Raw genomic sequence first — 25,482 nt, 5'->3', positions numbered from 1 at the left:
ATGAAGGTATCGTTCAAATGGTTGTCCCGGTATGTGGACATTAGCGGATATACGGCCAAGGAATTGGCGGAAAAGCTGACGCGCGGCGGCATCGAAGTCGATATCGTCGAAGCGCGCAACCAAGGCGTGAGCGGCGTCGTCGTCGGTTACGTCCGGGAGCGGGAGAAGCATCCGGACGCCGACAAGCTGAGCGTGTGCAAGGTCGATGTCGGCGGAGACGAGCTGCTGCAGATCGTCTGCGGGGCCGCCAATGTGGCGGCGGGGCAGAAAGTGCCGGTCGCGCTCGTCGGCGCGGTGCTGCCGGACAATTTCAAGATCAAACGCGCCAAGCTGCGCGGCGTCGAGTCCCACGGCATGATCTGTTCGGCCAAGGAGCTGGGACTGAACGACAAGCTGCTGCCGAAGGAGCAGCAGGAAGGAATTCTGGTATTGCCCGAGGATACCGAGATCGGCGCTTCGATCGTGGACGTGCTCGGTCTGGACGACGAGGTGCTGGAGCTGGATCTGACGCCGAACCGTTCGGACTGCCTGAGCATGCTGGGCGTCGCCTACGAGGTTGCCGCGCTGCTGGGGCGGGAAGTGCGATTGCCGGACACGGAGCCGGGTTCGGGACTGCATGAGAGCGGAGCCGCGGCGGCCGAGCGCGTGAGCGTGTCGATCTCCGCGCCGGAAGGCTGTTCGCATTACACCGCCCGTTATATCCAGGGCGTGCGCATCGCCCCGTCTCCGATGTGGCTGCAAAACGCGCTGATCGCCGCCGGGGTGCGTCCGATCAATAACGTCGTCGACATTACGAACTACGTCATGCTGGAATACGGTCAGCCCCTGCATGCGTTTGACGCCGCCCGCGTCAGAGGAGGACGCATCGACGTGCGGTTCGCCCGCGCGGGCGAACGGCTCGTAACGCTGGACGGCGCCGAGCGCGAGCTTGAGCCGCATATGCTCGTGATCGCCGATGCCGAAGGCCCGATTGCGCTTGCGGGCGTCATGGGCGGCTTGAACTCCGAGGTTACGGCCGACACGGTTGATATTTTGCTGGAGTCCGCGAAGTTCGCGGGCAGCGTCGTGCGCCGCACGTCCCGCCAGCTTGGACTCCGCTCCGAAGCTTCGCTGCGGTTCGAGAAGGAGACGGACCCGGCGATTGTCGTGCCTGCGTTGAACCGCGCCGCAGCGCTGATGGCGGAGCTTGCCGGAGGCCGCGTGGCGACCGGGATCGTCGAGACGAAAACCGGCGTCAAGCCCGCGCATCTCGACTTGTCCCTGTCACTGGACCGCGTGAACGGATATCTGGGCACTTCGCTGTCCATGCTGGAGGTCAAGACGATCTTCGGCCGGCTCGGCTTCGAGACCGCGGAGCCGAGAGACGGCGAGCTGGAAGTGCGCGTGCCGTCCCGGCGGGGCGACATCACCCGCGATGTCGATCTGATCGAGGAGATCGCGCGGCTGCACGGCTACGACAATATTCCGACGACGCTGATGTCCGGCGTCACGACACCCGGCAAGCTGACGCCGGCGCAACGGTTGCGCCGCACGGTGCGCCGTCTGCTGACGGGAGCGGGGCTGCACGAAGCGATCGGGTATTCGTTGTCGGACGAGGCGTCGGTCCGCGATTACGCCGGGCTGTTCCCGGACGCGAAGCCGATCGGATTGTCGATGCCTATGAGCGCCGAACGCAGCGTATTGCGCCGGAGCCTGATTCCGGAGCTGCTGTCGATCGCGGCCTACAACCGCAACCGCGGCCAGCGCGATCTCGCGCTGTTCGAGATCGGGCGCGTGTTCGTCACGGACGAAGAGAAGCTGACGCGCCTGCCGCAGGAGCATACGATGCTGGCGGTGCTGCTGGCGGGCCGCAGGCATGGGGCTCACTGGAAGGTGAAGCCGGAGCCGGTCGACTTCTACGATATGAAGGGCTTGCTGGAAAAAGTAACGCAATACGCCGGCGTCGAATTGCAGTATGTGCCGGTATCCGACCGGCCGTGGTTCCACCCGGGACGCACGGCGGAGCTGCGTCTGCCGGATTCGCTCGGCGGGGAGACGGTCGGCGTCGTCGGGCAACTGCATCCGGAGACGCAGCAGGCTCGCGATCTGGACGACACGTACGTGCTGGAGCTGAATCTGGACGCGTTCGGCCGCGCCGCCGCTTCGGTCGACGAGCTGCAGTACGATCCGCTGCCGAGATTCCCGTCTTCGGCGCGCGATGCCGCCGTCGTCGTCGACAAGAGCGTGGCCGCCGGCGAGCTGATCCGCACGGCCCGTCAGGCGGGCGGGCTGCTGCTGGCCGAAGCCGGCGTGTTCGACGTCTACGTGGACGACAAGCTGGGCGCGGGCAAGAAAAGCGTCGCGCTGTCGTTCGTGTACCGCGATCCCGAGCGGACGCTGACGGACGAAGAGGTGCAGCAGGCGCACGATCGCGTCGTGGCGGCGCTGGCCGCCGAGCACGGAGCGGAATTGCGCGGGTAAGCCGATTCGCCGGCTCCGAAATAGTTGATAGTTGTACGGCAACCACCCGAACCGGACTTTGTCCGGCCGGGTGGTTTTTTTATCGCGAGAGTTTCTTTTGATCTTGATTCTGCGAGGCCCGCTGCTGCCGGGCATGGTGGCCGACCTTCTTATGCTGGACGAACGGGATGAACATCTGATCGGCTATTATGCGGTGACGCCGCTTACGCGAAAAGGCTACCTCATCCACCGCCTGTTTTTGCCTTCCTTGTTGTGCCTGGCGCTTTCCGTTCTTTTTTTTGCCGGATCGGGCCTAACGGCCGTCCCATTTGAAAATGCGTACGCGATCGCTCTGCTGCCTCTGGAAGCCCCGTGTTTCGCGCTTTTCCTGGCGGCTTATGCGGCCAACAAAGTGGAAGGCCTCGCTCTGTCCAAGGTGAGCGGACTTTTGTTTGCGGGTCCGGCGATTGCTTACTTCGCGCCTGCCCTCTGGCAGCTTGCCGGCGCATGGATTCCGACGTATTGGCCGGCCCGCTGTTACTTGTCCGGATTAGGCGGCGAACATCTGGCCGCGCTCGGTTGTTTCGCTGCGGGGGTTCTTTTTCACGTTGCGCTGCTGGGCTTCATGATGCGAAGGTTTATGCGGCGAATCGACTAGAGGACGAAGGGCCGGCGCTATGGCCCCGTGGAGCATGACATGACAACCGTCAGGGCGATGATCACTGACGGTTTTTTTGTTTGCGGTTCGCGGGAGGCGCGGAAACGGCGGAAATGTTAAGAATGCGTGACAACCCTTGCAGGAATTGGCCTGGCGGGCGCCGAATTTTGTATACTGGAAGGACCCCGTCAAATGGGCGGGCGTTTCCGGATACATTTAAAGATCGGGTACGTTTTGGTTTATACGAATGTGTGATCGATGGGACAAGGGAACGTTTCGGATGCCGTCGGATTCATACCAAAAAACGGGCTTGTTTAAACATAAATCGGTAATCGGGTGACCGAGCAAACCTGGGGTAAGGGAGTTGAACCATGTGAGCGCGTCCGACAAAACGAAATTGACAGTGACGATATATGGCTCGCAGTACCGTTTAATGGGCGAATCGAGCCCCGAACATATGAGGGAAGTCGCGGCTCTGGTGGACGAGCGGATGGGGGCGATCGCCCGCGCGAATCCCCGGCTGGACTTGAGCCGGCTCGCGGTGCTGACCGCCGTCCAGTCGGCGGACGAATGCGCCCAGGCGCGGCGGGAGCTGCAAGCCGTGCTTGAGAAGGTGCAGCGCGAATACATAAGCATGGAGCTGCACAGCCAACAGCAGGAGTCGCTGCGGGAGGAAATGAAGAAAGCCGTAGCGGAGCGCGAAGCCAAGCTGGCGGAGGCCAACGCCCTGAATGCGGCTTTGAGCAAGGATCTCGAAGCGGCCGTAACGGCGAAAAACGCGAGCTTGGCCAAGCTGGCGGAAGTTGAGCAATCGCAGGCCAAGCTGCGCGCGGAATTCGAGAAAGCGACCCGGGAGCAGGCCGAACTGCGCAGGCGGCTGGAACAGGCGGAAGCGGCGCGGAAAGCCGGGGAGACGCAGGCTGCGGAGTTGAAGCGGCAGTTGGAAGAAGCAGAGTCGCAGTTGGCCGAAGCGGCGCAGGAGCAAGCGCGGCTGCGTGATGAGGCCGCGGCGGCGGAGGAACTGGCGGCGGAGCTGCAGCGCAGCCTGGACGAGACGCAAGCGGCAGCCGAGCAGGAGCGGTCGGAGCTGCGGAGCCGGTTGGAGCAGGCGGAAGCGGCGCGGGAAGCCGGGGAGACGCAGGCTGCGGAGCTGAAGCGGCGTCTGGCCGAGGCGGAGACGAAGCTGGCGGAGGCGACGCAGGAGCAAGCGCGGCTGCGTGATGAGGCCGCGGCGGCGGCGGAGCTGGCGGCGGAGCTGCAGCGCAGCCTGGACGAGACGCAAGCGGCAGCCGAGCAATTGCGGCGGCAGCTTGACGAGCAGGTTCAAGCGGCGGAGCAACGCGCCGGAGAGCTTGAGCGGTCTCTGGCCGAGCGCGGCGAGCGGCTCGCCGCGGTTCAAGCGGACAACGACCGGCTGCGATCGGAGCTGGAACGCCGGCAAGCGGAGTACGAAGAGCGGATCGCGGCGGCATCGGCGGAAGCCGAACGTCTGGAAAGCCGGGTATCGGCAGAGGCGCAGCGGGCCGATCTTCTGCAAGCGCGGTTGGACGAACAACTGCAGGCGGCGGAGGCGGAAAAAGGCGCTTACGAGCTGCTGGAACGGCAATTGGCGGAACAGATAGCCCGCAACGAGTCGCTGGCGGAGACCATTCGCGAACTGGAGGCGCGGCAGGCCGATGCCGAGGATCTCGAGAAGCGTTACCGCGACGAGGCCGCGCGTTGGCGGCGCCAAGCGGAAGAGGCGGATTACCGGCTGGCGGAAGCGGTCGGCATCGAGATGGCGCTGCGGACGCAACTGGCGCAAGCGTCGGCGGCCCGGGACGAACACAAAGCCCGCGTTCAGGCGCTTTCCCAGCAACTGGCGGCGGCGGCCGAGCAGAAACAGGCGTTCGAGCGGCGTCAGGAAGAATGGCGCGAGCTGCTGAAAAGCCGGGAGGCGGAAGTGCTGCAAATGCTCGAAGCGGAGGAGCGCCGCAGAACCGAGCTGCAAAACCGCGTGAAAGAGCTGGAGGCGAGCTTGACGGAGTGGGAGACTCGCTTCGAAGGGCTTCGGCGCGAGGAAGCCGACAAGGACCGCATCCGCGAATCGCTTGAAACCGCCCTGCGCGAAGAGCAAGCGGCCGCGGTCGGTCTGCAGCGCCGCCTGGAGGAGGCGGAGGCGAAGATCGGCGAACTGACGGACCAACTGGGGCGGCATGCGGAAACGATCGGCCGTCTCGAGTCGGAAGCGGCGGAGGCAAAGGAACGTGCCCTCACGATCGAACGCGAGGCCGCCGAGCTTCGCGATCAAGTGGCGGCGGCCTCTTCGGCTCCGGACGAATCCGAGCTGGCCGAAGCGTACCGCAAGCTGCAGGAGGAGTACGCCAAGCTGCAGACGGAATACAACGAATGGATTCAATTCATGGAGGATTGGGAAGCGAACGAACCGAGAGGACGCTGATTCGTGCGTCCGTCCCCCGAATTCTTCCTTCAACGGGCGAAGGCCGCCATGCTCGCAGGACAGCATGGCGGCCTTCGTGCGGGAGGCGGCGCATCCGGCTCCGGCTTGTTATCCCGCGACGATCCGGCCGTTGATTCCGTCCTCGGGCAGGCAAGCCAGTCGAAGCAATTCCGGGACGGATGCTTGCGGATCGCGGCCGGTCGCATGCATCTCCGAGCGGATCGTCCCGGGATTGTAGGCGTTGGCGAGGATGCCGTAACGGGCTTCCTCGTCGGCGACCGTGCGGGTCAGCGACTCGAGCCCGGATTTTGCGGCGCTGTAGGCGGCGTATCCGCCGGCCCCGTTGCCGGCCAGCCCCGAAGTAATATTGACGAAGCGGCCGTACCTCTGCCTGCGCATGTGCGGCAGTACCTCGCGCGTGACGAGGAAGGGACCGGTCAAATTCACGGCGATTTGCCTCTGCCATTCCTCGTGGGTCAGCTCGGCCGTCAGACCGGGTTCGAACACGGCGGCATTGTTCACCGCCACGTCGATCCTTCCGAAGCGGGCGATCGTCTCCCGCACGAACCGGGCGACGTCGTCCGCTTCGGAGACGTCCGCCCGGACGGCGATCGCTTGGCCGCCCAAGCTTTCGATCTCCGTCCGTACCGCTTCGATCTTCCCGAGACGGCGTCCGCACAACGCCACGGCTGCGCCTTCCCCGGCAAATGCCAGAGCGGCCGCGCGCCCCAAGCCGGTGCCTCCTCCCGTAATAAGCACGACCCGCCCTTGAAAACGACCCCCTCGATGCGGTTGAGTCATAAATTCCGACCTCCAAACTTGGTTTTGTTACAGGCATCATAATATGAGGAGGCTTGAGGGGGAATAGGCGCGGTTATCACGTTTTGTTATGCGAACCATCAGGCATGATGATAGGCGTCCGTCCGGGAGACGGGACCGGCGTCGTAACGGGTTCAGACGAGGCCAATATAGCCGGCAGATCGGAGAACCGTTTCCGGCTTAAACAAGAAAGCCGTCCGGCGGTTTCGGACGGCATGGTTTTATAGGTCAGGACTGGATTATTCGACGACGACAATTTTGGCTTTCATCTGGGCGTGGCCTTGTCCGCAAGGGATGTTGCAGATCATTTCGTACGTGCCGGCATTGTCGAATTTGTACTCGACCGTTTTGTTGTTTTCAAGTTTCAGATCAGAGTTGACGACGCCGACGCCGTGGTTGCCTTTTTCGTTTTTCAGCGTAAACTTGACGGTTTCGCCTTTTTTCACTTTGTATTCGGCCATGTCGAACTTCCAGTCCGTGGCTTTGATCGTGATGTTGTTGCTCGGCTCGGCCATCGTCCCGCCGCCGGCCGTATTGTTGTCGTTGGTGTTGTCGGAGCCCCCTCCGCAAGCCGTCAAGCCGATAACGATCGCCGCGCCGATGACCGGCAATGCCCATTTGGATGCTTTCATCGATACCACAAGCCCCTTTCAGGATTGGTCGTGAGATGGATGTCCATGACTCGATATTACTATACTCTACAGATGGGGCGGGAACTATGACAAACCGATGAACTTCGTGAAGATGTTGTGAATAAATAACAATAAAAGGAAAACGGCTCCGCGCCCGGAGCCGTCCGTTATCGCTGTCATCTTATTCCTTCCGTCCGCCGCTTGTGCCGAGTTCGAACGGACTTTTGATCGGCACGAACAGGTCGATGATCCCGATGACCAAGGCGGCAAGCAGAGCTCCGATGACTGAGACGTCCACATTTCCGACAACGAATTGGGCCATCCAGATCACGACGGCGCTGACGATAAAACCGACGATGCCGCGTCCGAACGGATTGATTCGTTTGCCGAATATGCCCTCGATAATCCAGCCGACAATGGCGATAACCACTGCGAGCAGCAGAGCGCTCCAGAAACCGCCGACACTGAAGCCAGGCACGATCCAGCTGACGAGCATCAGCATGAGTGCGGCGACGACGAATCGGACGATAACCCCGAGTATGCGCATGCGACTCCCTCCTTTCGCGGTAGAGGATGGTTAATCAGTTCTATCATGCGCAATGTTCGGACTAACATACGTGGGGAATTATGCCTGAAGGTTGTGTTGCAGCCGTTTTTGCCATTGGCGCTTGCGGGTACGGATTGGGTATAATGGATAAGATGGGATTCAACCGGGAGGACTAGAACCGATTCATGAAAAACGATAAAGTTTTGCATACATTGGAATACGATAAAATTCGCAGCAAGCTCGCGGACAAAGCTTCGACTTCGCTGGGACGGGCGATCGCGGAACAACTGCGCCCGGTCTCTTCGTTCGAAGACGTGCAGCGGCTGCTGAAGGAGACCGAGGAAGCAGTCGATGTCGAGCGGCTGAAGGGAGGGGTTTCCTTCGGCGGCATCCGGGACATCCGCGAACCGCTTAACCGCGCGCGCATCGGCGCCATGCTGAGCGCTTCGGAGCTGCTCGATATCGCCACAACGATACGGGGCGGCCGCAAGCTGCGCAAATTTCTGGCCGCCGTTCACGAGGACCATCCGATTCCGCTGCTTGCCGCTTTGGCCGGCGGCATCAGCGACCAGCAGCGGCTGGAAGAGCGGATCACCGCCTGCATCGACGACAACGCCGAGGTGGTGGACGGAGCGAGCCCCGAGCTGTACCGCATCCGTCAGGAGCTTCGGACCAACGAGCATCGGGCGCGTGAGAAGCTGGAGCAGATCATCCGCAGCTCCACGGCTTCCAAGATGCTTCAGGATCTGCTCGTCACGATGAGGGGCGACCGTTATGTCATCCCCGTCAAGGCGGAATACCGCAGCCACTTCGGCGGCATCGTGCACGACCAGTCCGCTTCGGGCGCGACGCTGTTCATCGAGCCGGAAGCGGTCGTCGCGATCAACAACAAGCTGCGCGAGCTGAAGGCGAAGGAAGAACGGGAGATCGAGCGGATTCTGTTAAACCTGTCGGGGCTGGTGCAGGAGGTGTGCGACGACCTGCGCGGGGATATCGAGGCGCTCGCGCGGCTCGACTTCATCTTCGCCAAAGCGGGTCTCGCCCGGGATATGAAAGCGACGCGGCCCGTGATGAACAACCGCGGATTCATCAAGCTGAACAAGGGAAGGCATCCGCTGATCCCGATCGAATCCGCCGTTCCGCTCGACATCGAGCTCGGCCGTTCGTATTCGATGATCATCGTCACGGGTCCGAACACGGGGGGCAAGACGGTCGCGCTGAAAACAGTCGGCCTGCTCAGCCTGATGGCCATGTCGGGACTGTTCGTCCCGGCCCAGGAAGACAGCCAGTTGTGCGTATTCGACGGCGTCTATGCGGACATCGGCGACGAGCAGAGCATCGAGCAAAGCTTGAGTACGTTCTCCAGCCACCTGACGAACATAATCTCCATCTTGCGCGAGATGACGCCCAAAAGCCTGGTGCTACTCGACGAACTGGGAGCGGGAACCGATCCGACGGAAGGGTCCGCATTGGCGATCGCCCTGCTGGAGCATATTCGCCGGATGGGCTGCCGCGTGCTGGCGACGACGCACTACAGCGAGCTGAAGGCGTACGCTTACGAGCGGGAAGGCGTGATCAACGCCAGCATGGAATTCGACGTGGCCACGCTGAGCCCGACGTATCGGCTTCTGATCGGCGTGCCGGGACGAAGCAACGCCTTTGCGATCGCCGAACGGCTCGGCTTGCCCAAGCGGATCATCGATCACGCGCGCGGCGAGGTCGACGAGGAAGATCAGCGCGTCGAGACGATGATCGCCAGCTTGGAGGCGAACCGCCTGGCAGCCGAGCATGAGCGCGAACAGGCGGAAGCGCTGCGCCGCGAGGTGCAGCGGCTCCGAAGCGAGCTGGAAGCGGAGCGAGCCCGGTTCGAAGCGGAACGGGACAAGCTGCTCGCCAAGGCGGAGGAAGAGGCCCGCGCCGCTGTGGCGAAAGCGCGCAAGGAGGCGGAAGAAATCATCGCCGATCTGCGGCGTTTGGCGCTGGAGGAGCGCAGCTCGATCAAGGAGCATAAGCTTGTGGAGGCGAAGCGCCGGCTCGATCAAGCCGAACCGGAGCTTGTCAAGGGCAAGCCGCAGCAAGCCAAGCGTTCCGACGCCGCGGCTCGGCTGGAGCCCGGCGACGAGGTGAAGGTGCTGTCGATCGGGCAGCGCGGATTCCTGATCGAGCCCGTCGGACCGGACGAGTGGCTCGTTCAGATGGGCATCGTGAAGACGAAGGTCAAAACCGATCAACTGGAGCGCGTGGGCGGCGCCGGTAAGCAGCCGTCCGCGGCGAAATCGGTCACGACGGTCAAACGTTCCCGCGACGAACATGTGCGCACGGAGCTCGATCTGCGCGGCGCGAATCTGGAGGAAGCGATCATCGAGACGGACCGGTTTCTCGACGAGGCGATTTTGGCGGGGCTGGGACAAGTCTATGTCATTCACGGCAAAGGAACCGGCATCCTGAGAACGGGACTGCAGGAATTTTTTCGGAAGCACAAGCATGTCCGGTCGTTCCGGCTCGGCCATTACGGCGAAGGCGGCGCCGGGGTTACCGTTGTCGAATTGAAGTAACGCAGCCCCGGCACGGCGGGCAGAGGAGGCAAAACGGTGAACGAGAGCATCATCGACGAATGGCTTGTCAATCCGTATGTGAAGACGCTCAGCTTTTTTTCGGTGACGGTGCTGGCGCTGGTCCTGTTTTTGGTCGTATTCGAGCTGGTTACGAAATACAACAACTGGAAAGAGATCAAAAACGGCAACGTCGCGGTCGCGATGGCCACGGGCGGCAAAATATTCGGCATCTGCAACATTTTCCGGTTTGCGATCAGCAACAACGACACGATTCTCCAATCGCTGATTTGGGCCTCGTACGGTTTCGTGCTGCTGCTGGCGGCTTATTTCATTTTCGAATTTTTGACGCCGGTGTTTAAAATCGACGAGGAGATCGGCAACGGGAACAAAGCCGTCGGCTTCGTCGCGATGATCATTTCCGTGGCGTTCTCGTATGTGATCGGCGCCAGTGTGGGGTGAATCCGGAATCATGAAATATTTATGGCCGACTTTGGCCGCGCTTGCTTTGGTGTTTTTGGGTTTGGGCATCTGGTATATGATCCAATTCGGTTAAGGAGGAGAGCGGGATGGCCGACGAACGGCAAATATGCCCTTGGTGCGATACGGAAATCGTGTGGGACCCGGAGATCGGTCCGGAGGAGGTTTGCCCGAATTGCCTGAACGAGCTGGGGCCGTACCGCACAGTGAAATTCGAAGCGGAAGTCAGACTGGACGAAGAGGAATTCCCCGCCGCGGACAAGCCGGCGCAAGCAGACACCGGCGAAACCTGGCAGGATGTGCTGGAGGAGGACGACGAGGACGACATACCCCGCCCCCGGTACGAGCAGGCGGGCGTGCTGAACGCGAGGGCCGGGACCGGCTTCGCCGGCCTGGAGGAACAATTGGCGAAGCTGATCGACGAGCAGGAAGAGTTCCCGGAGTGCGAGCGCTGCGGCGAATATATGCTGGAGATGGGCGAACAGCAGGTGAAGGGGGGCTTCTCCGGACGGCCGGCGGATACCGGCCGCGTGCTGCTGGAAGCGCCGTATGCGCTGAAGCTGTATGTTTGTCCGTCCTGCTTCAAGGCGGAGTATCAACTGTCGGACGACGACCGGGCGAAACTCGCTTCGCGCCTGCGCGAAGCGAAGCGGGATTGACGGCTGCGGAAAAAGAAGAGGCGCTGCTTCGGGTTGCGGAACCTGCGGGCGGCGCCTCGTTTTGTTGGCGAGCGGATTCGGCCCCGCATCATTGAAGTTGCCGGAACCCTCCGGAAGCGTCCGGCTGCCAACGGGTCATCGGGACGGACGCGTGAAGCCCGCGCCGCGTGGTTATCCTAAACGGGATATCGCGATTCGAGGAGGCAGTTATGCAAAGCATCCGAAGCGGTTGGTGGAGCGGACTCGTCGGTTGGTGGCAAAGCGCCAGCGACGCGGGGGTATGGGGCACATACGGCTCGGCGGAGAGCCGCGGGCGGAATAAAGGCTTGAGCACGCAGGAAATGCTGCTGCTGACCGTCAACGGACTGTTTACCGGCGGGAATGCGTTGTCGGGAACGTTCGTGAACGTGTATCTGTGGAAAACGGCCCAGAAGCTGACGACGATCGGCTGGTTTGCCTTGTTCAGCCATTTGTCCATGGCGCTTACGTTCTGGATCGCGGGCAAGTGGGTGAAGGAACGGAACAAAATGATGGCGCTGCGGGCGGGCGTGGCCGTCTCGGCGGCATTTTACCTGGCGGTGCTGGGCCTCGGACCGATGGCGGCGGATTGGATCTTGCCGCTCGGGGTCATGCAGGGGTTGTCGGCCGGTTTGTTCTGGCTGGCCTTCAACGTCGTTTATTTTGAAGTGACCGGCCCGGCCACACGCGACCGGTTCAACGGAATCGCCGGGCTGACGGGAGCTTTTTTCGGCATGACGGCTCCGTGGCTGTCGGGATGGCTGATTGCGAGGATGGGAGACGGCGCGGGATACCGCATCGTATTCGGTTTGTCTCTCGCGGTATTTGTCGCGGGTGTGCTCTGCAGCCTGATGCTGCGGAAGCGGGAGCGTGATGACGACGAGCCTTACCGGTGGCTGTCGGAGTTCCGCAGACTGCGCGAATCCGGCAATCCGTGGAGGCTGGTCGTTCCCGCACTTGCGGCGCAAGGGGTGCGGGAAGGGGTGTTCGCCTTTGCGATTGGCCTGCTGGTGTATATCGCGACGTCGAGCGAACTGAACCTCGGCCAATACTCGGTGCTCACCTCCGCGGTGGCGTTCGCCGCGTTTGCGGCGGCGGGGCGCTGGATGAAGCCGAGCCGGCGTTCGGGCGGCATGCTGTTCGCCGCCGTGACGCTTGTGGCGATGATCGTGCCGTTTTTCTGGGGGATCGACTACGCCAAACTGCTCTGGTTCGGCATCGTCTCGGCCGCGGTGTACCCGCTCTATATCGTGCCGATGACTTCGGCGGCGTTCGACCTGATCGGCCGCAACGAGCAAAGCTCCAGGCGAAAGGTCGAACTGATCGTGCTGCGGGAGATCGCGCTGAACGTCGGCCGGCTGGCCGGCACGGCGGTCTTCTTGCTGGTGGTCGCCCGTGAACCGGGCCCCCGCGCGGTCAACTGGATGCTGCTCGGCGTCGGCAGCTCGCCTCTGCTGGCGTGGTGGTTTATGAGAAGTTGGCTGAAGGTTTCCGCGCGCCTGCCGGGCCGGCGGACGGCGAACGGGGAGCGCTGACGGCTTGTGCGACCCGTGCGGCATTCGGTAAAATGAAAAGAACTGACCCGAAGCTTCGGTCATGGGATTCGTTGAGGAGAGGAAGGCTGCCGGGATGAAGCGGAAGATGGCGCGCACGATTACGGAGCTGATCGGCGACACGCCGGCCGTCAGGCTCAACCGCCTGGCGGGGCCGGACGACGCGGAAGTTTATGTGAAGCTGGAATACATGAACCCGGGCAAAAGCGTCAAAGACCGCGCCGCGGCGAATATGATCGCCCGCGCGGAGGCCGAAGGGCGTCTGAAGCCCGGGGCGACGATTATCGAGCCCACCAGCGGCAATACGGGGATCGGCCTCGCGATGACGGCCGCGGCGAAAGGCTACCGTGCGATCTTCGTCATGCCGGACAATATGACGCGGGAACGCATCCATATTTTGAGAGCCTACGGCGCGCGGGTCGAGCTGACGCCGGCGGCGGAACGGATGCCGGGCGCGATCCGCCGGGCGCTGGAGCTTGCGGCGGAAATTCCGGGCAGTTTCATCCCCCAGCAGTTCGAGAACGCGGCCAATCCGGACGCCCACCGCACCACGACGGCCCTCGAAATACTCGAACAGACGGGCGGCCGGCTCGACGCCTTCGTCGCGACGGCCGGCACGGGCGGCACGATAACCGGCACGGGAGAGACGCTGCGCCGGCATTTGCCGGAGCTGCGGATTTATGTCGTGGAGCCCAAAGGATCGCCGGTGCTGTCCGGCGGCGCTCCCGGCCCCCACAAGCTGGTGGGCACGAGCCCCGGGTTCATACCGCCGATCTTGAACACCTCGATCTACGACGATATCGTGCAGGTGTCCGACGAAGACGCATTGTCCACGATGCGGGCGCTTGCCCGGCAGGAGGGCTTGCTTCTCGGACCGTCCTCGGGCGCGTCCGTATGGGCGGCGCTGCAGACCGCCCGCAAGCTGGGACGGGGCAGACGGGTGCTGTGCATCGCTCCGGACACGGGCGAACGTTATTTGTCGATGGACATTTGGGACGAATAGAAGGAAGGCGCGCAAGGAGAGGGCGAAAAAGATGGGCGTCAAGGGGACGGCGGGCCGGTCCGGCCCAAGCGCAAAAGCCGGCCGCTGGCTGACGCCGGCCAGCGGCTTTCTCGCGGGTTATTCGCATACGCTGAATCCGTATGTCGGCTGCGCGTTCGGCTGCTCGTACTGCTACGTCCGGCGCATGCCGGTGGCGCTGTTCCGCGGCGAGGAATGGGGTTCGTGGGCGGACGCGAAGCGTCACGCCCCGGAGTCGCTGAAGCGCGAGATCGCCGCCGCCAAGCGGAAGGGGCCGGTGACGATCTTCATGGCGTCGGCGACCGATCCGTACCAGCCGCTCGAATCTACCGAGCGGCTGACCCGTTCCCTGCTCGCGGTTATGGCGGAGCCGGACGCCCGGCCGGACGCGCTGTTCGTGCAGACGCGCAGCCCGCTTGTCATGCGTGACGCCGACGTGCTCGCGCGCCTGCGCGACGCCGGCGTCGCGCTGCTCGTCAGCGTCACGGTCGAGACCGACCGCGACGATATCCGCTGCGCGCTTACCCCGTCCGCGCCGCCGCTGGCCGCCCGCCTCCGGGCGCTGCGGGAGCTGCGGGACCGCGGCCTGCCGACGCAGGCCGCGGTCTCGCCCGTGCTGCCGTGCACGGAGGCGTTCGCGCGTCGCCTGCGCGAAGTTGTCGATCGCGTGACGATCGACAGCTTCGCCATGGGCGACGGCAGCGGCGGCAAGCGCAGCGAGCGCCTCGGCATGGGCGAGGCGCTGGCGCGGCTGGGGCTCGCGGCATGGTACGAGCCGGAGGCGTGGCGGCCGGTGTACGACAGCCTGTGCGCGGAGTTCGGCGCGGACCGGGTGTTCGTCAGCCAGGAAGGCTTCCTGCCCCCTGCGCCTTCCCGCATTTTGCATACGGAGGAGAACCGATAGCGATGAAGATCGTCGTTTTGGACGGGTATACCGCGAATCCGGGCGATTTGTCCTGGTCCGAATTTGAAAAGCTGGGAACGCTGACGGTCTATGACCGCACGCCTGCCGGGCAGATTATTGAGCGGGCGGCGGATGCCGAAGCGATCCTGACGAACAAGGTTCCGCTGGACGCCGCCGTTCTCTCGCAGCTTCCGAAGCTGCGTTATATCGGAGTGCTGGCGACCGGCTACAATATCGTCGATACGGCCGCCGCCAGCGAGCGGGGCATCGTCGTCACCAACGTGCCGGATTACAGCTCGCGCTCGGTCACTCAGCTCGTTTTCGCTTTCCTGCTGGAGTTTTGCCATCACGTCCAATTGCACAGCGATGCCGTCCATGCGGGCCAGTGGAGCCGCTGCGCCGATTTTCACTTCGCCAACTACCCGCTGTTCGAGCTGGCGGGACGCACGCTGGGCATCGTCGGCTACGGCAGCATCGGCCGCCAGGTGGCGGAGGTCGCCCGCGCCTTCGGCATGGAGGTCGTCGTACATACGCGCACGCCGAGAGCGCCGGAGGAAGCGCCGGGCGTGAAGTTCGTGTCGCTGGAAGAACTGCTGTCCGTCTCCGATGCCGTTACGCTTCACTGTCCGCTGACGCCCGATACGGCGGGCCTCATCAACAGCCGCACGCTTGGCCTGATGAAGCGAACGGCCTTCCTGATCAATACCGCGCGCGGGGGACATATCGTCGAACAGGACTTGGCCGACGCGCTGAACGAAGGGCGCATCGCCGGAGCCGGCCTGGACGTGCTGTCCGTGGAGCCGCCGCCGGCCGACCATCCGCTGCTGGGCGCGTGCAACTGCTGGGTGACGCCTCATATCGGATGGGCGACGAGGGAAGCCCGCAAGCGGCTGCTTGCGGTTGCGGCGGAGAACCTCAAAGCCTATCTCGGCGGATCGCCGGCGAACCGCGTGAACGGCTAGCGTCCCGGCGCAGGAAGGGGCGCCGAACGCCGCTCCGGCGCGTTTTTTGCGGCGGGAACGTTCGGATTTTGGCTTTGCAGGAACAGGCAATTCATTGTATAGTGGTTAAAAGGAGGAGATCCCTTTGAACGAATTGAAATTAAAGGTTCTCGAGCTGCTGAAGGAAGACTCCCGCCGGAGCGTTCCTCAGCTCGCGACCCTCTTGGACGTGACCGAGGAGCAGGTGCGCCGGGCGGTTGCGGAGCTGGAGGACGAGAAGGTCATCGTCAAATATTCGACCGTCGTCAACTGGAGCAAAGTCGACGAAGAGAAAGTGATCGCTCTGATCGAGGTGCAGATTACGCCCGAGCGCGGCCGCGGCTTCGACGCCATCGCCGAACGCATTTATTTGTACCCGGAAGTGAAATCCGTGTACCTGATGTCCGGGGCGTACGACTTGCTCGTGGAAGTCGAGGGCAAAAACCTCAAGGAGGTCGCGTCGTTCGTCTCCAACAAGCTGTCTCCTCTGGACCGGGTATTGTCGACCAAAACGAATTTCATCCTTAAAAAATACAAACAAGACGGCACGATATTCGAGGATCGCCAGGACGATCACCGCATGATCGTGTCGCCGTGACGAAAAGAAGGTTGAATGAGTCATGAGTCAATCGCAGGAAACGACGACTTCCACCGTCCAATTTCGCGCGAAACGCGAATCAATGAAGGACTTTTTGGCGCCGATCGTACGGGACATTCCTCCCTCGGGAATCCGGCGCTTTTTCGATTTGGCCAGCGGAAGCAAAGACGTCATCTCCCTCGGCGTAGGCGAACCCGATTTCGTGACGCCGTGGCATGTCCGCGACGCGGCGGTTGTCGCGCTGGAGCGGGGACGCACGACCTACACGCCGAACGCGGGGATACCCGAACTGCGGGAGGCTATAGCGGAATATCTCGACCGTGAATTCCAAGTCTCGTACGACCCGGCCCGAGAGGTTCTCGTGACGATCGGCGGCAGCGAAGCGATCGATCTCGCCTTGCGCGCCTTGGTCTCTCCCGGCGACGAGGTGCTGGTGCCGGAGCCCTGTTATATCCCGTATATCCCGATTACGTCGCTCTCCGGAGGAACTCCGGTCAGCATCGAGACGTACGCCGCCGATCAGTTCAAGCTGCGCCCGGATTTGCTGAAGGCGAAGCTGACCCCCAGGTCCAAGGTGCTGATTCTCTGCTACCCGAGCAATCCGACGGGGGGCATCATGACCTACGAGGACTGGCTGCCGATCGCGAAAATCGTCGAGGAGCACGACCTGATCGTCATCTCCGACGAGATCTACGCGGAATTGACTTACGGCTCCAAGCACGTGTCGTTCGCGAGCCTGCCGGGCATGAAGGAACGCACGATTCTCGTCAGCGGCTTCTCCAAAGCGTTTGCGATGACCGGCTGGCGCATGGGTTATGCTTGCGGACATCCCGACCTGATCGGGGCGATGCTCAAGATTCACCAATATACCGTGATGTGCGCTCCCGTGATGGGGCAGGTCGCGGCGCTTGAAGCGCTTAAAAACGGCATGGAAGAGAAGGATCGGATGGTCGATTCCTACAACCAACGCCGGCGCCTGATCGTCAAGGGATTCCGCGAGCTCGGACTGCAATGCCACGAGCCGCAGGGAGCATTTTACGCGTTCCCGTCGATTCAGTCGACCGGCATGACTTCCGAAGAGTTCTGCGTGCGCCTCATCTCCGAAGGCAAAGTCGCCGCCGTACCCGGCCACATCTTCGGAGCGGGAGGCGAAGGATTCATCCGTTGTTCCTATGCGCGGTCTGTCTCCGAGCTGCTGGAGGCGCTGGAGCGTATCGGCAAATTCCTTGAAAAATGTAAAATGGTGTAGAGATCTGTAGGAATTGTATCTATCATCCAGCGATTTTCGACGATTACCCTTCCGCAATCTTCAAATATCTGGTATACTGGACATAACGTTCGCAGGGAAATGAAGAATACATGCTTAGTCCATAGCAGGGATGATCGGCAGCGACGTAGCGCTGGGAGCGGGAGGGACGAAACATGAGACTGCAAGTTTCTTATGCCGGTTTACCCGCTGGGCAATTCCTGAAGGAAGATCGTCCCGGCTGGGCGATTTGGTCGGAACGGAGCCGTCCGGAAGACCGCGTGTCCCTGACGGCGCTTGAAGACGAAATTCGTGAGCTTCGGGTTCAGATGGAGCAAGCGTTTTTGACAGAGCAAGCCTTAACCGCGGAACTTGTCGTTTCTCTCAGCACGAGATTAGACGAAAAAATCAACCTTTACATGCGTCTGACGCGCAAAAACGAATAGACAAACCGGTTGCGGTCATCCGCAGCCGGTTTTTTTCTGCAAGCGTCTCACGTGTGCTTCCCGGCCAGCATCTCCATCCGGTAATGCTTGGGCGCGACGCCGACGATTTTTTTGAACAACCGCGAGAAATAAAACTCGTCCCGGTATCCGAGCGCTTCGGCCACTTCCTTGATCTGCAGGTCGGAGTTGATCATGATGTTTTTGGCCTCCGCCATCTTGAGCCGGTGCACATATTCGTTCAGGGGATACCCGGTGAATTCCTGCACGGTGCGCCGAAGCGTCTGCAGCGAGATATGGTGCCGCTCCGCCAGCTTGCGGGCATCCAGCGGCTCCCGCAGCGAAGAGGTGATGTCTTCGATGATCGCCAGCGTGCGCTGCGTCCGCCCTTCGATTCGGGGGGCGCGGGAGCTTGTCGCCAGCTCGTACAGAAAGGACTCCAGCCGGATGGCGGCGCGGTCGGCGTCGGCCGGTATGCCGCTTTCCATCAGTCTGTATATATATTCCATCTTGCCGAAGAACGATTCGTTAACCTCCGCATGATGCACCAAGCTCCTGTCGATGTCCCAATCCCGTATCCATTCCTCCACCCGAGGCCCCAGCAGCGTGAAATAATGCTCGTCCCAATAGCCGCCGTCAAAAGGGCCGTAGCTGAATTCGACACCCGGATACAGCCAGAAGAAAGAACCCGCCCGCACGTGCTGCCGGGGCTCGTCCCCGATCTGGTAATAACCCTCGCCGCCGGAAATGTATACGAGAGCCCATTGATGGAATCTTTTCCGATGGTTCTGCAGCGTGCGCCCCGGCAGATGGCCGACGTTCGTGATCTGAAGCGATTTCATCAGCAGCTTGCCGGGGTCGACCTTCAGATCCGCCAGACGCAGCGGGTAAGGGCTGATTCTATAGTCCATGACAGTGGCCATGACGTACATTCCTCTCTGTTCGAGTCCATGCTACGTTTAGTAGAGATGCACTACTTATAAATATACTGGAATTGACCAAGGAGGAAAACAGGAGATGTCCAAGCTGCGCGTCGCCGTTATTGGAAACGGCTCCATCTCGGAAGTTCACTTCAAGGGATACGCCGCAAACCCGGACACCGAAATCGTGGCCGTCTGCGATCTGAACCGCGAGCGGGCCGAGGCAAAAGCCAAGACGTACCAAGCCCGCTTCGTATACACCGATTATCGCGAGCTGCTGGCGAATCCCGAGGTGGATGCGGTCAGCATCTGCACCTGGAACAACACGCACGCCGAAATCTCGATCGCGGCGTTGCAAGCCGGCAAGCATGTGCTGTGCGAGAAGCCGATGTGCCAAACCTTGGAGCAGGCTCTGGAGGTCGAGCGGGCGGTAGCCGCTTCCGGCCGCGTATTCCAGGTCGGATATGTCCGCCGCCACGGCACGAATACCCAAGTGCTGAAGAAGTTTATCGATGCCGGCGATCTGGGCGAAATTTATTACGCGAAAGCGTCGATTCTGCGCCGCGTCGGCAATCCGGGCGGATGGTTCTCGGATCTGTCGAAATCCGGAGGCGGCCCGCTGATCGATCTGGGCGTGCATGCGATCGACCTGGCTTGGTACCTGATGGGCCGTCCGCGCGTCGCTTCCGTCAGCGGCAACACGTACCGGAAGCTGGGCAACCGGGCCCATATCCAGAACTACAGCTTCTATAAAGCGGCCGACTACGACGCGGCCAAAAACGAAGTCGAAGATCTCGCCAACGCGCTGATCCGGTTCGAGAACGGCGCGTCGATGATGGTGGATGTCAGCTTCACGCTGCATGCCAAGAAGGACGAACTCAGCCTGAAGCTTTACGGGGACAAGGGCGGCGCGGAAGTCGAGCCGGAGCTTGTGATCGTGACTGAGAAACACGACACGATCCTGAACGTCAACCCGCAGATCGACTCGCTGACGTTCCAGTTCGAGCAAGGATTCAAAACGGAAATCGCCCACTTTGTCGACAGTTGCCTTGGCCGCGTCGAACCGCTCAGCCCGGTGCAGGACGGCGTGGAGATGGCGAAAATTCTCGGCGCGATTTATCAGTCCGCGGCGGAAGGCCGCGAGATCAGCTTCCGCTGATCGGCATCCGTACGGTAAGGGAAAGGAGAGTGCGCGCGATATGAAATTGACCAACAAAATCGGCGTTATCACCGACAGCTTCAGGCTCGGCCTGCGCGAATCGCTCGCGAAAGCGAAGGCCGTCGGCGCGGACGGCGTGCAGATCTACGCGGTGTCCGGCGAGATGGACCCGGCGAACCTGTCGTCTTCGGCGCGCCGGGAGCTTCGCCAATATATCGAGGATCTCGGCCTGGAGATCTCCGCCCTCTGCGGCGACCTCGGCGGGCACGGCTTCCAGGACAAAACGGCGAATCCGGACAAGATCGAGAAGTCGAAGCGGATTCTCGACCTGGCGCTGGACCTCGGCACGAATATCGTGACGACTCATATCGGCATCATACCGCAGGACAAAAATAGCGAGATCTACGCAGCCATGCAGCAAGCGTGCGAGGAGCTCAGCACGTACGCGAACAGCGTGAACGGCTATTTCGCCATCGAGACGGGGCCGGAGACAGCCGCTCATCTGAAGGAATTCCTGGATACGCTGACCGGACGCGGCATGTCGGTCAACTTCGACCCTGCCAACATGGTGATGGTGACCGGCGACGATCCGGTGCAAGGCGTTTATCTGCTCAAGGACTATATCGTTCATACGCATGTGAAGGACGGCATTCGCCTGCGCGAGGTCGATCCGCGCGAAGTATACGGCTCGCTCGATTCGGAAGGGCTCGACCACGAGAAAATCGCCGAGATGGCGGCGACCGGGTCGGCGTTCCGCGAGCTGCCGCTGGGCGAGGGCAATGTCGATTTCCCGGCGTATTTCAAGGCGCTGCAGGATATTGGCTATACGGGTTATCTGACGATCGAACGCGAAGTCGGCACGAATCCGGAAGAGGACATCCGCAAAGCTGTCGAGTTCATCAAGCAGTACAAATAAAGGAATCGATGAGGAGGCGTCGCGCATCATGAAACTGACGCTGAGCATATGGAGCTGCCATAAATACATTTTGGACGGCCAATGGACCAACGCGGAATTTATCAATTTCGCGGCGACGACCCCCGCGGAAGCCGTGGAGCTGCTGTACCATCCGAAGTTTTGGGAGGACGGGCGCGACGTGCCGGCCGTAAAGGCCGCGCTTGAGCGCACGGGCCTGAAGCTGGCCTGCATCGGGGCGACGAACAACTTCGCCAAGCCGACGGCGGAGGAGCGCGAGCAGCAGTTGGAGCACGTGAAGAGAAGCGTGGATCTGGCGGCGGAGTTCGGAGCGAACCTGGTGCGGGTGTTCTCCGGCGACCGCACGGAAGGCATCGAGGACGAGCAGGCGAAGGCGTGGATTACCGAAGGCCTCAAGCAGGCCGCCGCTTACGCCGAGTCCAAGGGCGTTGTGCTGTGTCTGGAGAACCACGGTTATTTCTTCGGCAAAGGACGCCAAGTGGCCGATCTGATCGAAACGGTCGGCTCTCCCGCGCTGCGGAGCACATTCGATATGGGCAACTTTTTGCTCGTCGACGATCGTCCGGAGGAGGCTTACGAGATTTTGGCGCCGTATGTCCGTCACGTGCACGCCAAGGACTTTTTGTCGGCCGATCCGGAGAAGGACGGACCGGGCTACCGCTCCCTGTCCGGCGCGTTCTACATCGGCAAAGCGATCGGCGAAGGCGAAGTGCCGCTGGATCATCTGCTGGGCAAGCTGAAAGCGGCCGACTACGACGGCTGGCTGACGGTCGAGTTCGAAGCAAACGAGGAGCAAAAAAGCGGCTCCCAACGCTCCTTGCAAAACTTGCGGGAGCATCTGGCGAAGCTGGCTTGACGGCGATCCGCCGCAGCGGCGGTCGGGGAGCCTTCCCCGTCATTTACGGAACCTCCGAAACCACTTGCGACAAGTGGGGCGGAGGTTCTTTTTTACTGCAATCCTTGCCGTTCCGGCAGGGGCGAAGCGATCTGCATGTGCAGGAAATATTCCTGCTGTTCAGTGGTTGAGACATTCACCCGCAACTGACTGCGGTCGGTGCCTTGCCAGGCGACATGTTTGGCTTGCCGCGCGAAATCACCGGTTGGGTCCAACACGCTTAAATCGTTTGCGAACGGCGTTCCGAGCGATTCCGACAACAGTCCTTGAAGTTCTTCGACAAGCTCGACAAACCGGTCTTGATCGGACGTGAGAAACCCATATTCGCCGGATACAAGCCGATCGTCTTCGAATTTGTAAACGGTTATCTGTTTTACGGGACCCTCTGTAGGAGAGTTTCCTTCCACGATCAGGACGTCGGCTTGTTCCGAAGGAGCGTGAACCAATTGCTGTCGATTCATCACTTCTTGCCCGGAGATCAGCCAGGGCAAGCCTTCAAAAACAAATGTTCCATTTTGATGAATGTTAGGCAGGAGTTGATCGAAGGTTCCGGCAGCGGAAGGGTTTTCGCGTGAGGTCTTATCGGAGAAGCAGCCGCTAACGAGAAGCGCCATACAAAAAAGAAAAAGGATGAAGAACAGCGGACTTGATTTGTTCTTGATCACTCGCATTTGAACACCACCCTCCAAATTTTTGCGGCATGCGGCGGACGGATATAGACATGATCCTTGTTATTCCGTAAACTAGATTCATCGGCTGGAAATATTTTTATTTTTCCATCGGCATCCCTCCTGAATCCGGAATGGAATGTCAGTCGGCTGTTTTCAAACCATGTTCCAAATCTGGAAGCTTTCGTAATTTCTACGTTGGCAATCAGGGTTGGTTCCGGTGTTCGAGTAAAATTTTTGTTAAGGGCCGATAAATGGGCAAGAAGGAAAGCTTGAGGGAGGCGGGAAAATGAACAAGCGGATTACATCCAGTCTGATCATTTGCTTGCTGCTGGCAGCCGGGTGCTCCAGCCGGTCCGATTCTTCCCCCGAACCAACGCAGTCCCTCTTCTCTCCTGCGTCAACGTCCGTCCCGGCGGCGACAGCGACGCCTGCTCCTGCTACTCCAAGCCCGACTGCCGCACCGACAGCGGCACCGCAAGAGATTCCGACCCGGGAGCTGTATCCTTATCCCTACAACGGAAAATGGGGATTCGTGAATCGCGAGGGCGTGTTCATCATTCCGCCCCGGTATGAACACGTGCGGGATTTCTCGGAAGGAAAGGCTATCGTATTGCTGGGCGAGAACCGGTACGCATTTGTGGATTCGGCGGGGGTTCAGGGAGAAGAGACGTACTTTACGGCCCAACCCTATTCGGGCGGGTTCGCTGCCGTCCGCAAAGTCGGATTGGACAGCGCCGGCTTTATCGATCATAGCGGCAAGACCGCGTTCCCCGATCTCAATGCTCGGGACACCCATTCCTTTTCGGAGGGGTTGGCTGCCGCAACCGATCCTGCTTCCGAATTGGCCGGATATATAGACACAGCGGGGCAATGGGTCATTCCTCCGAAATATATCACCGCCAACCCTTTTGCCGAAGGGTATGCCGCCGTAAAGGAGTCGGAGCATTACGGGATCATCGACAGAGAAGGGACGTCTGTGTCCGAATCCCGATTCGATGACATCCTTGGCTTCTCGGAAGGCATGGCTCCGTTTCGATCGGGGAACAACTGGGGAGCGATGAATACGGAGATGCGAGTGGTCATCGACCCGGTGTACGCGTATATAGGGCCGTTTCACGACGGCTTGGCCAAAGCGGTGAAAGAGCAAGGGGGAAAGTACGGATATATCGGCAAGGACGGCCGGTGGGCGATTCCCCCGGTTTATCGTGATGCCCAGGATTTTCATAACGGATTGGCGGCGGTAAAGGTCGATGGCAAATACGGGTTTATCGATACGAAGGGACAGATGGTTTTGCCGCCCCGATACGATGAAGTGATACAGCCTTTCGCGTACGACACGGCTTTTGTCCGAATAGGCGGCGACTGCAGATATATCACCAGGGAAGGCGAGATCTTGTTCGGCGAGCCGAGTCCGTAGCCGGAAAATGCAATGCCGCCACATCGGGAAGACCCTGAGATGGCGGCATTTCTCTTCGATCAAGCGCCGAACTCATAGTTCGGATAAACGTAGGGATCGGCCGGCGGAGTTGTTTTCTCGATTTTGACGGCCTGGATGGCGGTCAGGGAATTGCCGTTGTAGTCCAGCTTGGTGAGCTTGCCGGTAACGGTCACCCACGTGTCCTTGGCGATCGCTCCCGCCTGGTCCCAGGCGACGAGAATGCCGTAAGGGGCCGCGTCGGCCGAACAGCATTGCACCGTAAACCGCGAGACGACCAGGCGGTTGTCCGGCATGCCGTCCTCCTTGTACACGAAGCCGGTCAATTGGACGGTTCGGCCCTTCAGCGGCTCGCTGTACAGATCGAGCGCCGTCAGCGTCTCGATAAACAAGTCGTCCTTGACGACGATCCGCTCCTCCCGCTCCAACTGCTGCGCGAACCGGGCGAACGGTTCCGTGTACCGGTCGTAAGGGAATCGGCCGGCATCGATCGGCTCCGCTCCGGCCGAACCGGCTTGAGCCGGACCGGACGGCGAGCCGGGCGTTGCCGTATCCGCGGGCTCCGGCTTCGCCGCGTCCGCCTGCGGCGGGGTGCTTGGCTGAGCGGCGCCGGCAGCGGCGTTGTTCGGGCCGTCAGCGCTGTTCCCGGCAATATCGCCCGCGCCATTCGCGTCTGCCGATGCGGTTCCGGCCGCGGGCACGTTCTTTTTCACGGAGGCCGCGCTGTTCAGATTCACGCCCTTGCGTTCGGCCATCGCGCTGCCCATCGTGGCGTCGGGGAGCAGGAAGCCGAGCAGCAGAGGGAAGGCGAACAGCAGATACACCGCGGCCTCCTTGCCTCCGAAGCGGGTCGGCAGATGCCCGCAATCCTCATGGGATTGCCGGCCCCGCCAGGCCCTCCAGGCCGCGTACAAGCCGATGGCGGACCATTTGATATAGGTTTGCATGGCGGGCGCGATGTACAGTCCCAGCGAATCGCGTTTGACGAGCAGGAAGACATAAGCGGTGAAGCCGAGCAGCAGGGCTCCCCGCAGAGCATGATGCAGAGCCCGCAAGCTGTTGCTTTTCACGCTACCACCTCCCGGTAATGATTCCGATCTGACCGTACAGCAGCACCGCGACGAAGCTTGAGCCCCGATGGGAGTGGGCATGTGCGTGACCGTGTTCGTGTTCGTGGCTGGCCAGATGACGATGCCGACGGCGAACGCGACGATAAACGCAAGCGCCATCCGCGCGTAAGCGATCTCGGGCTGATTGCGGAAGGCGAGATAGGTCGAAGTAAACACGACGGGATTGAGAACCGGTCCGGCCAGAATAAATACGACGCCTATGTACGGCTGCATACCTTTGCGGATCAGCCGGCGCACGATCGGGATCATGCCGCATTCGCAGAGCGGAAACAGCAAGCCCAACAGACAGCCGAACAGGATGCCGGGGATCGGGCGGCGGGGGGTGAACCGCTTGAACAAAATCCGTATT

The 25,482-nt window shown here is 61.2% G+C and carries 23 protein-coding genes; 17 read left to right on the top strand and 6 right to left on the bottom strand.

Features of this window, described 5'->3' with window-relative positions; translation table 11 throughout:
- The 3 genes from pheT (at position 1) to zapA (ending at position 5,537) form a co-directional block, all read left to right on the top strand.
- Positions 1–2,460 (top strand): phenylalanine--tRNA ligase subunit beta, encoded by a 2,460-nt coding sequence (pheT, locus tag FE781_RS10000; RefSeq protein WP_138789482.1) that lies wholly within the window; start codon positions 1–3, stop codon positions 2,458–2,460.
- A 97-nt stretch (positions 2,461–2,557) separates the two neighbouring features.
- Positions 2,558–3,097 (top strand): hypothetical protein, encoded by a 540-nt coding sequence (locus FE781_RS09995; RefSeq protein ID WP_138789481.1) that lies wholly within the window; start codon positions 2,558–2,560, stop codon positions 3,095–3,097.
- A 373-nt stretch (positions 3,098–3,470) separates the two neighbouring features.
- On the top strand, positions 3,471–5,537 hold the full coding sequence (gene zapA, locus FE781_RS09990) for a cell division protein ZapA (RefSeq protein ID WP_170209503.1): 2,067 nt from the start codon (positions 3,471–3,473) through the stop codon (positions 5,535–5,537).
- A gap of 108 nt (positions 5,538–5,645) precedes the next feature.
- On the opposite strand, the gene FE781_RS09985 is transcribed toward zapA, so the two are convergent.
- The 3 genes from FE781_RS09985 to FE781_RS09975 all read right to left on the bottom strand — a co-directional run bounded on the left by FE781_RS09985 (position 5,646) and on the right by FE781_RS09975 (position 7,535).
- Entirely contained in the window at positions 5,646–6,338 is a 693-nt protein-coding gene (locus FE781_RS09985; RefSeq protein ID WP_138789479.1) for an SDR family NAD(P)-dependent oxidoreductase, read from the bottom strand.
- Between the two features lie 257 nt (positions 6,339–6,595).
- On the bottom strand, positions 6,596–6,988 hold the full coding sequence (locus tag FE781_RS09980; protein ID WP_138789478.1) for a cupredoxin domain-containing protein: 393 nt from the start codon (positions 6,986–6,988) through the stop codon (positions 6,596–6,598).
- A gap of 181 nt (positions 6,989–7,169) precedes the next feature.
- Complete coding sequence (locus FE781_RS09975) at positions 7,170–7,535, bottom strand: phage holin family protein (RefSeq protein WP_138789477.1); 366 nt, start codon at positions 7,533–7,535, stop codon at positions 7,170–7,172.
- 185 nt (positions 7,536–7,720) lie between these two features.
- Between FE781_RS09975 and FE781_RS09970 the strand changes: the two genes are divergently transcribed.
- From FE781_RS09970 to FE781_RS09925, 10 genes are all read left to right on the top strand, one after another.
- The gene (locus FE781_RS09970) at positions 7,721–10,090 is read left to right on the top strand and encodes an endonuclease MutS2 (protein ID WP_138789476.1); all 2,370 of its coding nucleotides are present in this window, start codon (positions 7,721–7,723) and stop codon (positions 10,088–10,090) included.
- Between the two features lie 36 nt (positions 10,091–10,126).
- Positions 10,127–10,549, top strand: a complete 423-nt coding sequence (locus tag FE781_RS09965; protein WP_138789475.1) for a DUF350 domain-containing protein — start codon at positions 10,127–10,129, stop codon at positions 10,547–10,549.
- 107 nt (positions 10,550–10,656) lie between these two features.
- Entirely contained in the window at positions 10,657–11,226 is a 570-nt protein-coding gene (locus FE781_RS09960) for a hypothetical protein (RefSeq protein WP_138789474.1), read from the top strand.
- A 209-nt stretch (positions 11,227–11,435) separates the two neighbouring features.
- A complete protein-coding gene (locus tag FE781_RS09955; RefSeq protein ID WP_138789473.1) occupies positions 11,436–12,779 on the top strand; it encodes an MFS transporter in 1,344 nt (447 codons plus the stop codon).
- A 94-nt stretch (positions 12,780–12,873) separates the two neighbouring features.
- The gene (cysK, locus tag FE781_RS09950) at positions 12,874–13,800 is read left to right on the top strand and encodes a cysteine synthase A (RefSeq protein WP_138789472.1); all 927 of its coding nucleotides are present in this window, start codon (positions 12,874–12,876) and stop codon (positions 13,798–13,800) included.
- A gap of 31 nt (positions 13,801–13,831) precedes the next feature.
- Positions 13,832–14,722, top strand: coding sequence for an SPL family radical SAM protein (locus FE781_RS09945; protein WP_138789471.1), 891 nt, complete (start codon positions 13,832–13,834; stop codon positions 14,720–14,722).
- Between the two features lie 2 nt (positions 14,723–14,724).
- Positions 14,725–15,684, top strand: a complete 960-nt coding sequence (locus tag FE781_RS09940) for a D-2-hydroxyacid dehydrogenase (protein WP_138789470.1) — start codon at positions 14,725–14,727, stop codon at positions 15,682–15,684.
- A 124-nt stretch (positions 15,685–15,808) separates the two neighbouring features.
- A complete protein-coding gene (locus tag FE781_RS09935; RefSeq protein ID WP_138789469.1) occupies positions 15,809–16,300 on the top strand; it encodes an Lrp/AsnC family transcriptional regulator in 492 nt (163 codons plus the stop codon).
- 82 nt (positions 16,301–16,382) lie between these two features.
- Entirely contained in the window at positions 16,383–17,549 is a 1,167-nt protein-coding gene (locus FE781_RS09930) for an aminotransferase class I/II-fold pyridoxal phosphate-dependent enzyme (RefSeq protein WP_211346341.1), read from the top strand.
- Positions 17,550–17,722: 173 nt separating this feature from the next.
- Positions 17,723–17,992, top strand: coding sequence for an aspartyl-phosphate phosphatase Spo0E family protein (locus FE781_RS09925; RefSeq protein WP_138789467.1), 270 nt, complete (start codon positions 17,723–17,725; stop codon positions 17,990–17,992).
- A 47-nt stretch (positions 17,993–18,039) separates the two neighbouring features.
- Here FE781_RS09925 and FE781_RS09920 read toward each other — a convergent pair whose 3' ends face one another.
- Positions 18,040–18,912 carry a helix-turn-helix domain-containing protein gene (locus FE781_RS09920; RefSeq protein WP_246068131.1) on the bottom strand — a complete coding sequence of 291 codons (873 nt, stop codon included), beginning with the start codon at positions 18,910–18,912 and terminating at the stop codon, positions 18,040–18,042.
- A gap of 94 nt (positions 18,913–19,006) precedes the next feature.
- On the opposite strand from FE781_RS09920, the gene FE781_RS09915 reads away from it, so the two are divergent.
- The 3 genes from FE781_RS09915 to FE781_RS09905 are packed head-to-tail and all read left to right on the top strand — an operon-like array spanning position 19,007 to position 21,858.
- Positions 19,007–20,068 carry a Gfo/Idh/MocA family protein gene (locus tag FE781_RS09915; protein ID WP_138789466.1) on the top strand — a complete coding sequence of 354 codons (1,062 nt, stop codon included), beginning with the start codon at positions 19,007–19,009 and terminating at the stop codon, positions 20,066–20,068.
- Between the two features lie 40 nt (positions 20,069–20,108).
- Positions 20,109–20,984 carry a sugar phosphate isomerase/epimerase family protein gene (locus FE781_RS09910; RefSeq protein ID WP_138789465.1) on the top strand — a complete coding sequence of 292 codons (876 nt, stop codon included), beginning with the start codon at positions 20,109–20,111 and terminating at the stop codon, positions 20,982–20,984.
- A 28-nt stretch (positions 20,985–21,012) separates the two neighbouring features.
- Entirely contained in the window at positions 21,013–21,858 is an 846-nt protein-coding gene (locus tag FE781_RS09905; protein ID WP_138789464.1) for a sugar phosphate isomerase/epimerase family protein, read from the top strand.
- A gap of 92 nt (positions 21,859–21,950) precedes the next feature.
- On the opposite strand, the gene FE781_RS09900 is transcribed toward FE781_RS09905, so the two are convergent.
- Entirely contained in the window at positions 21,951–22,568 is a 618-nt protein-coding gene (locus FE781_RS09900) for a hypothetical protein (protein WP_138789463.1), read from the bottom strand.
- A 532-nt stretch (positions 22,569–23,100) separates the two neighbouring features.
- Here FE781_RS09900 and FE781_RS09895 point away from each other — a divergent pair.
- Positions 23,101–23,985 carry a WG repeat-containing protein gene (locus FE781_RS09895; protein WP_170209502.1) on the top strand — a complete coding sequence of 295 codons (885 nt, stop codon included), beginning with the start codon at positions 23,101–23,103 and terminating at the stop codon, positions 23,983–23,985.
- A gap of 59 nt (positions 23,986–24,044) precedes the next feature.
- Here the strand turns inward: FE781_RS09895 and FE781_RS09890 are convergent, their stop codons facing one another.
- Positions 24,045–25,472, bottom strand: coding sequence for a TIGR03943 family putative permease subunit (locus FE781_RS09890; protein ID WP_379252083.1), 1,428 nt, complete (start codon positions 25,470–25,472; stop codon positions 24,045–24,047).
- Between the last annotated feature and the right edge of the window lie 10 nt (positions 25,473–25,482).

Origin of the sequence: Paenibacillus thermoaerophilus (assembly GCF_005938195.1) — a bacterium.
Classification (GTDB): Bacteria; Bacillota; Bacilli; order Paenibacillales; family Reconciliibacillaceae; genus Paenibacillus_W; species Paenibacillus_W thermoaerophilus.
The sequence above is the reverse complement of the archived record's forward strand: the minus strand, read 5'-3'. Positions and strand labels throughout refer to the sequence as shown.